This window comes from Achromobacter sp. 1011811831, from assembly GCF_059760905.1.
On sequence record NZ_JCBANG010000026.1, the window covers coordinates 61,675 to 70,824 of the forward strand.

A 9,150-nucleotide genomic window follows, 5' to 3' on the forward strand; every position below is an offset into this window, starting at 1 on the left:
GCAGAGGCCCAGGCTTGCATCGACGCCTCCGTCGGCGCCTCGTTCAAAGCCAATGCCCGAATGGGGTACACGTCTCCCGCATACGTCAGGGTGGAGATCCGCTCACCGTAGCCGTTGTAGCGATGTTCCGTAACGTTGCCCACGGGATTGATCTGGAACCGTAGCCTTCCTGCCGCGTCGTAGACGTTTCTCGTGACAAGCTCACCGCTCGCAGCCTTGCCATTCGACGCTGGGACCGAGTATGCGGTTTCCGTCAGCAATCGATTTTCGCTGTCATAACTGCGCGTCACGAGATTGCCAAGCGAGTCCGACCACTTGATCTGATTGCCTCGGGCGTCGTAGACCATATCGACGACGTAATCGCCTGGATATGTAATCTGCGTCACGTCTCCATAGACGGAAGTGACATAGGAGGTCGTTTGCCGGACACCGTTCGCCGCCGGCGTGGTCACAGCCGATAGGTTTCCCCGCGCGTCAAAGTTGTAGCTGGTGACCGCCCCCAAATGATCGATAACATTTACCTGTTGATTGTTGATGTAGTTGTAGCTGGTCACCCGGCCAAGCGCATCCGTCACTTCTGAAATACGCTTGCTGGCATCCTGCACGTACTTGAACGACATCTGCGTGCCGTCAGTCTGGGACACGGATGCAATCCTGTCGCTGTCGCCGTCATAGGTATAGAACGTCTGAAACACCTTGCCATCGGCAATGGAGTTGTCTTCTGGAGTCAGATCGACCGAGACTGTGGAAAGTCGCCCCAGACTGTCGTAGCCGTAGCGCACACGGGTTTGCACTACCTGCACCCCGCCATCCATCGTGGCTGTGCGAATCTGCGTCAGATTCTTTCCGGCATAGTCGTAGAACGTAACGCCCCCGCTCGAGTCGGTCACGCTCGCCAGCTTGCCATTGGCCCCGTACGCATAGACGCGAGAATTGCCGCTGGCATCCGTGCTCTTGAGCAAACGCCCGGCACCGCCGACCTCGTAGCGCTCAATCAGGCCTGAGCTTCCTTCCTTCCAAACATAGTGACCCGCTTCCTGGTCCCAGACCATGGTGTCGTGGGCACCCGCTCCTTCATTCGAGGTATAGCTTCCCGTGTATGAGTTGTAGGCGAAAGTCTGCTCCGACCCGTCCTCGTCCACCCGCTTGAAATAGCTTCCCGCCTTGCCATACTGTCCGATAAGCTGGACCTTCTTGAGAGCCGCGCCAATCGCCCACGCGTCCTCATGTCCACCTTTTCCTTGGCTGTTATGCGTACGCACGATCCCGTACATCGCCCCATGGCCAGCCAGCTGATCGTCCACGGTGCGAAAAACCAGGTTTCCCGTCGTCACGTTGACGTAGATCTGCTCAGAACTACGCCCCAGAGCGGCATTGCCGAACGTACCCCTATCGCCCAGCGTCGCCAGCGAACTCAGATTAAGCCCCAGCGTGTTTCCACTTACGATCGCGACCATGTTCAGGCAACCCTCAGAGTGTTTTTGCGCACCGCCCCGAAATATCGAGGGCGTACTATCCGTGCTCAACTTCTCCCTCCGGGACCTCGCCGGTTTAGCGGCAGCGGCTTGCCACGGGTCAAACGGGTAGCAGATCCGGATGCCAGGGATGGCCGCCCTAAACCGAACCTTCCCCATTAGGACAAGTTCGAACAGGCCCCACTTGACGGGTCCAATCCTCACGGCGTGCCGATGGCCGAGCCGTACCCGATTCCGGAGCACCCATGAGCCAGACTTTCGCCGTCGCGCCGCAATCTTCCGCAGGCGTCGCCGCGAAGGTCGCTGTTTGAACGCGATGACGCGCCTGCTCTGTCCTCCGAACCCGAGAAGCGCGGTGGTACCCTTGGTGCATGATCCTCGCGCGGCAGAAGCTGGCGACCGCCATGGCCTGCCGATCGAAGCGCGCAAGACCCGCCGGGCTGAGCTCCCCGCTTCGTCTCCCGGTTGTGGGAAAACAGGTTCACGCCATGCCGTTGTCCACGCGGCCCGCCGTCAGATTCCCGGTTCCGCCGTCCTTTCGACATGACCACACCCACAGACCGCCCGCTCTATCTCGACCACTACGTCCAGGCGCTGGAAGACGGCGACAGCGAGGCTGCGCTGCGCATCCTGAGACAAGCCTGTACCGATCATCCCGGATCCGGCACGGTGCATGCCCTGCTGGCCGCCCAGCACATGCACGCGGGCGAGGTCGACGCCGCGGAGGCGGCGTTTATTCGCGCCCTGGCTCTCGATCCGGAATTGAATACCGCCAGGTTCCAGCTGGGCCTGCTGCAATTCACCAGCGCGCGGCCACAGACCGCGTTCCAGACCTGGGCGCCGCTCGAAACGCTGGGGGAATCGCACTACCTGGTGTGCTTCAAGCGCGCCTTCGCCGCGCTGGCCATGGACGGCTTCGACGATGCCCTGTTCCTCATCGAACAGGGCATTTCGCACAATGACGAGAACGTACCCTTGAACCAGGACATGGGCATGGTGGCCGCGCATATCCGGACGCAACGCGGCGACGCCGCGGCCGATTCCGCGGCCCCGCAGAACGAAGCCGCCGCCCAATTCGTGCTGGCTTCCTACAAGCAGAACCTGTAGGCCCCTCATGATCGACGGCATTGGGCGCCTGGCCCAGCTCATCCAGCAGCGCACGCTCGCGGGCGGCCGGACAGGCAAGACAGGAATGACCGGCAAGGCGTCCAACGCGGCCAAACCCACCAAGACGGCGGAGCCGCCGGTCTTCACGGCCTTGCTGACGCGGGTATCGGCACTGGACCGCGACGACCCCGACCGCGAGCGCAAGGCTTTCCGCTATTTCCTGGAGGCGGCCCTGCTGTCCGAACTGGGTGCGGGGCTGATCAACGATCCGAAGTTCCATCAGTTGGTGGACATCGTCCAGCAGCGGATGCAGGCGCAACCGGATCTGCTGGCAGCCAGCCAGAAAGCGGCGCGCCTGCTGCTCGCGATGCCCGGGGAAGCCCAGCCGGGCTGAGCCGGCCGCGCGGTGCGTCTAGTTCGACACCCAGTCCAGCAGCGAGCGGCCGTCCGGGGCTTGCGCGCCGCGCAGCGCGCGCTCGGCCAGGCGCTGGAACGCTTCGGTATGCTGCAGCGCGCCGCTGCGCGCGGCCTGCGCATAACGGGCCGACAGGGAGGCCGGGTCCAGCCGCAGCGCCAGCTCGATGTGATGATCGGCCTGTTCCGCCCGCCCCGCCAGCGCATGCGTGATGGCGACGCCGCCATGGCTTTCGCCGAAGTTGCGGTCCAGCGCCAGCGCGCTCTCGAATGCGGCCGATGCAGCGGCCAGGTCTCCCTGCAACAACTGCGCCCAGCCCAATCCGTGCCAACTGCCGATATGCGCGGGCATGAGCGCCGTGGCGCGCTGAAAGGCATCGATGGCTGCCTGCGGCTGTCGCAGCAGGAGCCGGGCGATACCCGCCGACGACCACACGCGCCCTTCGGCCGGCCGGCGCTGCAACACGGCGTTCAAGTCGGCCAGCGCGCTCACGGGATCCTTGGCCGCCAGCGCCAGCGCGCCGCGCGCCGTCAAGGCCTCGACGCAGTCCGGTGCACCCGCCAGCGCAACCGTCACCCAGCGCCGCGCGGCCGCGAAGTCGCCCGCGTCCACGGCCATCAGGCTCAGCACGCCCGCCGCTTCCGGCTGGCCTTCCAGCGGTTGCGCGCCGGCCCACGCCAGCCCTTCGGTCAAGCGCCGCTGGAAATGCAGGGTGCGCAGCCGATAGGCCCAGGCATGCGGCGGCAGACGGCCGCCCGCCAGCAACTCGGACCAGACCCCTTCGGCCGCATCGTGCTCCCCGGCGCAATGCAACAGCGTGGCCAGGGTGGCCTGTAAATCCGCGTCATCTGGAAACCGCTGGCACAACGCTCGCTGCGCGGCCAACGCCTCTGGCCAGCGGCCCTGGGCCGCCAGCAGCGCTGCCTGTCGGTGCGACAGATAGGCCGCGTCTCCATCCACGGCCTTGGCCTGGTCCAGATAAGCCTGGGCCCGCTCCAGATAGCCCAGCTCCAGCGCCAGCTCGAACGCCTGCATCGCGAGCGGCGCGTTGGCGGGATCCTGGCGCAGGTAGGCGTCATAGCGGTCCAGGCGTTCGGAAGAGGTCGACATGTTCAGGGCTCCTTTGCTGCGGGATTCATTCTTGGAAGAGCGTAGCGCCAATCTCGGCTTCAGAAGTCGGCGGCGGACTGCCTGAGCTTGCCGAGTTCCTGTCTCAGCATGTCCAGGGCGCGCTTGTGCAGCTGGGAAATGCGGCCCTTGGTCAGGCCCATCTCCGCCGCGATGTCCTGGAACGGCACGTCCTGCATGTAGTGCGAACGCACGATATGACGTTCCCGCTCGGGCAGCGCGGCGACCAGCGCCAACACGCGGTCGCGCAGCTGCCTGAGCTCCACCTGTTCATAGGCGCCCAGGCCGCGCGCGGCCTCGGTGCTTTCCCATTCGATCAGGCCGGACCCTTCCAGCAGCACGCCCAGCGCCACGCCCACGCCAGCGGCCGCCAGCCTTCGGAACAGCGCCTCGGTCGACTCCTCGGCGCCATCGGGCGCGTCATCCTCGGCCAGCGAGGCGACGCGCTCGCCGGTGGCGGTCATGCGCCGCTGGATGGACAGCTGCTGCTGGCGCTCGGTGAGTTTCTCCAGGCCATTGAGAATGGCCCCCGTCATGCGGGTGGTGGCATAGGTCTTGAACGATGCGCCCAGGCCAGGCTGATAGCGGTCGACGCACTCCATCAGGCCGAGCGAGGCGTACTGCATATAGTCGTCGAACTCGAAATCCTGACCGCCACGCCGCGAGTACATGCGCGCCGCGATCGCGCGCGCATAGGGCAGATAACGCGACACCAGGCGGTCCCGCAACGCCTGTGTCGGTTGCTCCCGGTAGGAGAACCAGAGCATGTCCTCTTCGGGAAGCACGGGCCATTCCGGCTCTTGCACAGCTGCGATCATCATGGCCGGCCTCAATGGAAGGAACCGATGGTGGAGCGCAGGACCAGTCCCCAGCCGTCTATCAGCACGAACAGCAGGATCTTGATCGGCAGCGAGACCGTGACGGGCGGCATCATCATCATGCCCAGGCCCATCAGCACGCTCGATACGATCAGGTCGATCAGCAGGAACGGCAGGAAAATGACAAAGCCGATCTGGAACGCGACGCGCAGCTCCGACAGCATGAACGCGGGGATCAGCTGGACGTTCCCGACCTCCTCGAGCGTGGCCGGTTTGGGCGCGCCCGACAGTTCCAGCATCAGCGCCAGGTCTTCCTCGCGCGTATGCCTGGCCATGAACGCCCGCAAGGGCCGGGCGCCTCGCTCGTAGGCCTCTTCGACGGAGATGCTGCCTTGCATGAACGGCTGCAGCGCATCCCGGTTCAGTTCATTCATGACAGGCGACATCACGAACAGCGTCAGGAACAGGGCCAGGCCCAGCAGCGCGGCGTTGGGCGGCGTTTCCTGCATGCCGAATCCGTGCCTCAACATGGACAGCACGATGATGATGCGCAGGAACGCCGTCGTGCACACCAGCAGGGCCGGCAACAGGCTGAGCGCGGTCAGGCCGAGGGCGATGCGCAAGGCGCTGGCCGTCGCGGGCGCGTCGGCGCCCGCCAGTTCGCCCATGCCCAACGAGGCGCCAGCTGCGCCCGCCGCCACCGCCTGCCACGGCGCCAGCCATGCCAGCAGGCTCAGCGTCGCCAGGACCGGGCCGAGCGCGGCGCGCCTCATTGCCCGCTCCCCGGCGCGCCGGCATCGGCCGGCGCGCGCGCGATCTCGCGGGCGCCGGACTCGCTGACGGACAGCAGGATGCGCTGGCCGCCGAACTCGACGACCTCCAGCGCCACGCGCTGGCTGAGCCGGGCGCCGCCCAGGCGTCTCACCGGCGCATTCGTCCGCCGGCGTCCGCCTTGCGGCCCCGGACGCCGGCGCCACCAGAAAACCGCGGCGCAGGCGAGCAGGGCCAGCACAACGGCCAGCGCCCACGACCAGGACTGCAACGCGGTGCTCGCGGCCCGATCCTGCCCCCAGGCCAGGGGCGTATCGGCGTTCATGCGAGCGAACGCAGGTCCAGCGGCAATTCGGTCACGCGGATGCCGAAATGATCGCCCACTGCGACCAGCTCTCCGCGCGCGACCACGCTGCCCTCCAGCAACAGGTCCACCGGCTGGTCGACCCGTCGGTCCAGCGCGAAGACCTGCGCGCTCTTGGCATTGATCAGGTCGCCGACGGTCAGCTCGACCTCGCCGACGCGCACCGACAGCGTCGCCTTCACGCTGTGGATCGGGTTGAGATTGCGGATAGCCAGCGCGGTTTGCTCCGCCTGGACATCCGCGCCTTCGGGAAAATCGACCGCTTGGGCCATTGCGCCGGCAATGTCCGTATGGGGATGAGTCAAGTCCGTACTCCTAGGCACTTCTTTTAATAATCGGACCAGACGACGCTCATGGCGCCGCGCGGTCCAGCCGGATGGCCTTGTGGGGCCCAATCTTTGCCAGATGCACCTCGGCGACCGCCGTGGCGTCCTGCGCCCGCAGCATCGCGGGCTCCTCCAACCCATGGTCCAGGGCAACCACATCGCCGATGGACAGCGAACACAGGCCACCGATCTCCAGCCGCACCGGCCGCAGCGTCACGTTCAGCCTGACGGCACGCCGGCCGATGGCCTGCTGCAACGGCGCCAGCGGTCCGCCTTCCCTCCGACCGCGCCCGGCCAGCCGTTGCACCGCCCCGGCACTCAACGCCAGCGGCAACCTGGCCAGGCCCAGCCGGACGGACAGCATCAAGCCGCCTCGCGCAACGCCGCCGGGCAACGCGCAAGGCGTGGCCTCGATGGCATGCCACGCATGCGCCTGGCGCAGCGCCTCGGCCAGCGCCAATGCCGCGCGCCGGCCAGCGCCGGCCAGCATCGCCCCGCCGGAACGCGCGACGACATCGCCCTCGGCCTCGCCGCACAGCGCCGCGCCCAGCGCGCGCGCCGCGACGTCGGAATGCCCCATCCATGCGCCGCCCTGGTCCGCGCCATCGGACAGCGCCAGCCAGACCGGATCCGTCGAGGGACGCGTGTCGAAAGCTTCCGGTTCGACGCGCAGGACCGCGAAGTCGGCCCCCCATTGCCCGCACCAGTCCCGCAGCGATTCCCGCAACGCGTCGGCCACGCGTCCGCTCTCCTGGCCGGTCCACCATCCGATGCTCCAGGCCGTCATCAGCGCCGCCCCTTCAGATCGAACAGGGACTGGATCAGATCGTTGGCCGTGGATACGGCCTGCGACGAAGCCTGATAGCCGCGCTGCATCACCACCAGATCGCTGAATTCCTGCGACAGGTCCACGTTGGAACCTTCGACGCGCCCCGTCAGCAGGCGTCCGAATCCGGGCAGGCGCGGGTTGCCCAGCATGCGCGCGGCCTCGTCCCTGAGCACGAACTGGCTGGCGCCCATCGGAGACAAGGCGTCATCCGAACCGAAACGCGCGAGCGCGATGCGGCTACCCTGCCGGGATTGGCCATTTGAATAGCTGACGGACAGCACTCCGGAACCGTCGAAGGTGATGCCGGTGGCCGTGCCTGCCGCGTAACCGTCCTGATTCGAGACCGTCAGCGTGGACGTGGTCCCGGACGCGAACGCCGTCACGCCCTCGCTGAAATCCAGCTCGATCGGCTGCGCGTCCAGCGCAGGCAGGCTGTAGATGATGGAGATCCTGGACGCGCCCGGATCGATCCGGCCGTCCTTGAAGGCCAGGGTCCCTTCCCCCAGCTTGTTCGGCCCGTCTTCGACCGTCACTTTCCAGGTGCCCGGCCTGGTTGCGCCCGTATTGACGAAAGACACCTTCAGCAGATGCTCCGCACCGCTGCGGTCGTAGACCTTGACGGCGTTGAGCTGATGATCCGTGCCGGTCGACGACAGGTAGCCGTTGAAGCGGATGCGTGATGTGGAGTTGGCTGGGGACGTGGTCAGTCCCGCCGTGGAGATCTCGCCCAGCGGCCCCTCGCCATTGCGGCCCGTGCCCAGGACCGTCGCGCGGTCGCTCTTGTTGCGCAGCACGCCATCATCGCCGAAGTCGAACTGGGCCGCGCGCGTGTAGCGCACTTCGCCATCGGGCATGCGCAGCATGAAGTAGCCGGCGCCGTCCAGCGCCATGTCCAGGCCGCTGCCGGTCTGCCGGGCTTCGCCCGGACTGAAATCCATGCGCGTCGCATACGTGTCCACGCCGGCGCCGCCGCCCGCGTCGGGGCCGCTCCAGCCCTTGCTGTAGGGCGCGTAGGCGTTGAACTGCTCTTCAAACAGGACTTGCGATTTCTTGAAGCCGGGCGTGTTCATGTTCGCCACGTTGTTGCTGATGGTCTTCAGTCCCTTGGAGAATCCGTTCATGCCTGAAAGACTCAACCAGATGCTATCCAGCATGGCGCGCTCCTTCAGCGTATGGCCGATACCGAACCGAGGCTCACGTCATTGACGACAGAGCCGCTGGATGTCCGGATGCTGAGCGTCGGCGTGCCCGATGCCAGGCTGAGCGCCGTCACGGTGCCGGTGATGCTGCCCGTGGGCGACTGGGCGTCCACCGTCTTGCCGATCAGGCCCACGGACTGCAACGTGGACTGGAGCGTGACCAGCTGGTCCAGCTTGGCGTAGGTCTGGCGGCTCTGCTCCAGCGATGAGAACTGGGCGATCTGCCCGATGAAATCCTGGTTCTCCATGGGTTTGAGCGGGTTCTGGTTGGTGAGCTGGGCCAGCAGCACCTTGAGCAGGTCCTGCATGCCCAGCTGGGTCGAGGCGGAAGCCGCGGCGGTCGAATCGATGGCCATGAAGCGTTACTCCGGCGTAGCGGTTGAAGGAGAGTCCGGGCCGCCCAGCAGCGGACGGCCGTTGAGATAGAGCGACGCCAGATCGCGCGCCCCGCCCTGCATGCCTTCGGCGATGGCCATGGCGAGATGCCGGGCTTGAAGGCTGTTCATCGCGGCGTCGCGGATCCATACCGAAACGCCCTGCTCGTCGTGCTGCGCATGAACGGACTGCTTGCGCGGCCGGCGCGCCTGCGCGGCGCCCGCCCATCCGGCGGCCGCGGCGGGCTCCGCCGAAATCGGCGACACGGCCCTCGGCCGCGCGGATACCGGCTTTGCGTCAATGCCGGGCCCGCCCGCGTATGCCGGCCGAACCTCGATATCGC

At 66.4% G+C, this 9,150-nt stretch carries 11 protein-coding genes; 2 read left to right on the forward strand and 9 right to left on the reverse strand.

The window, feature by feature from the left end:
* Window positions 1-2,018 precede the first annotated feature (2,018 nt).
* Together AC6LJ9_RS12640 and AC6LJ9_RS12645 are read left to right on the forward strand one after the other, a co-directional pair.
* Window positions 2,019-2,582: a tetratricopeptide repeat protein gene (locus tag AC6LJ9_RS12640; protein WP_212311984.1), complete on the forward strand. Its 564-nt coding sequence runs from the start codon at window positions 2,019-2,021 to the stop codon at window positions 2,580-2,582.
* Between the two features lie 7 nt (window positions 2,583-2,589).
* Window positions 2,590-2,976 carry a hypothetical protein gene (locus AC6LJ9_RS12645; RefSeq protein ID WP_498147819.1) on the forward strand — a complete coding sequence of 129 codons (387 nt, stop codon included), beginning with the start codon at window positions 2,590-2,592 and terminating at the stop codon, window positions 2,974-2,976.
* A gap of 18 nt (window positions 2,977-2,994) precedes the next feature.
* Here AC6LJ9_RS12645 and AC6LJ9_RS12650 read toward each other — a convergent pair whose 3' ends face one another.
* The 9 genes from AC6LJ9_RS12650 to AC6LJ9_RS12690 form a co-directional block, all read right to left on the reverse strand.
* Complete coding sequence (locus AC6LJ9_RS12650; RefSeq protein ID WP_498147820.1) at window positions 2,995-4,107, reverse strand: tetratricopeptide repeat protein; 1,113 nt, start codon at window positions 4,105-4,107, stop codon at window positions 2,995-2,997.
* Between the two features lie 59 nt (window positions 4,108-4,166).
* A complete protein-coding gene (locus tag AC6LJ9_RS12655) occupies window positions 4,167-4,946 on the reverse strand; it encodes a sigma-70 family RNA polymerase sigma factor (protein WP_498147821.1) in 780 nt (259 codons plus the stop codon).
* Window positions 4,947-4,954: 8 nt separating this feature from the next.
* Complete coding sequence (gene fliP / locus AC6LJ9_RS12660; RefSeq protein ID WP_498147822.1) at window positions 4,955-5,716, reverse strand: flagellar type III secretion system pore protein FliP; 762 nt, start codon at window positions 5,714-5,716, stop codon at window positions 4,955-4,957.
* A complete protein-coding gene (locus tag AC6LJ9_RS12665) occupies window positions 5,713-6,039 on the reverse strand; it encodes a flagellar biosynthetic protein FliO (protein ID WP_498147823.1) in 327 nt (108 codons plus the stop codon). Before AC6LJ9_RS12665 ends, fliP begins: the two co-directional genes overlap by 4 nt.
* Entirely contained in the window at window positions 6,036-6,383 is a 348-nt protein-coding gene (locus AC6LJ9_RS12670; RefSeq protein ID WP_498147824.1) for a FliM/FliN family flagellar motor switch protein, read from the reverse strand. The genes AC6LJ9_RS12665 and AC6LJ9_RS12670 overlap by 4 nt, the downstream gene beginning before the upstream one ends.
* Before the next feature lie 46 nt (window positions 6,384-6,429).
* Complete coding sequence (locus tag AC6LJ9_RS12675; protein ID WP_498147825.1) at window positions 6,430-7,191, reverse strand: FliM/FliN family flagellar motor C-terminal domain-containing protein; 762 nt, start codon at window positions 7,189-7,191, stop codon at window positions 6,430-6,432.
* A complete protein-coding gene (locus AC6LJ9_RS12680; protein ID WP_498147826.1) occupies window positions 7,191-8,387 on the reverse strand; it encodes a flagellar hook protein FlgE in 1,197 nt (398 codons plus the stop codon). Before AC6LJ9_RS12680 ends, AC6LJ9_RS12675 begins: the two co-directional genes overlap by 1 nt.
* An 11-nt stretch (window positions 8,388-8,398) precedes the next feature.
* Window positions 8,399-8,788, reverse strand: coding sequence for a flagellar hook assembly protein FlgD (locus AC6LJ9_RS12685; RefSeq protein WP_212311995.1), 390 nt, complete (start codon window positions 8,786-8,788; stop codon window positions 8,399-8,401).
* A 6-nt stretch (window positions 8,789-8,794) separates the two neighbouring features.
* Window positions 8,795-9,150 (reverse strand): hypothetical protein (locus AC6LJ9_RS12690; protein ID WP_498147827.1); only part of this gene is annotated, 356 nt, incomplete at its 5' end.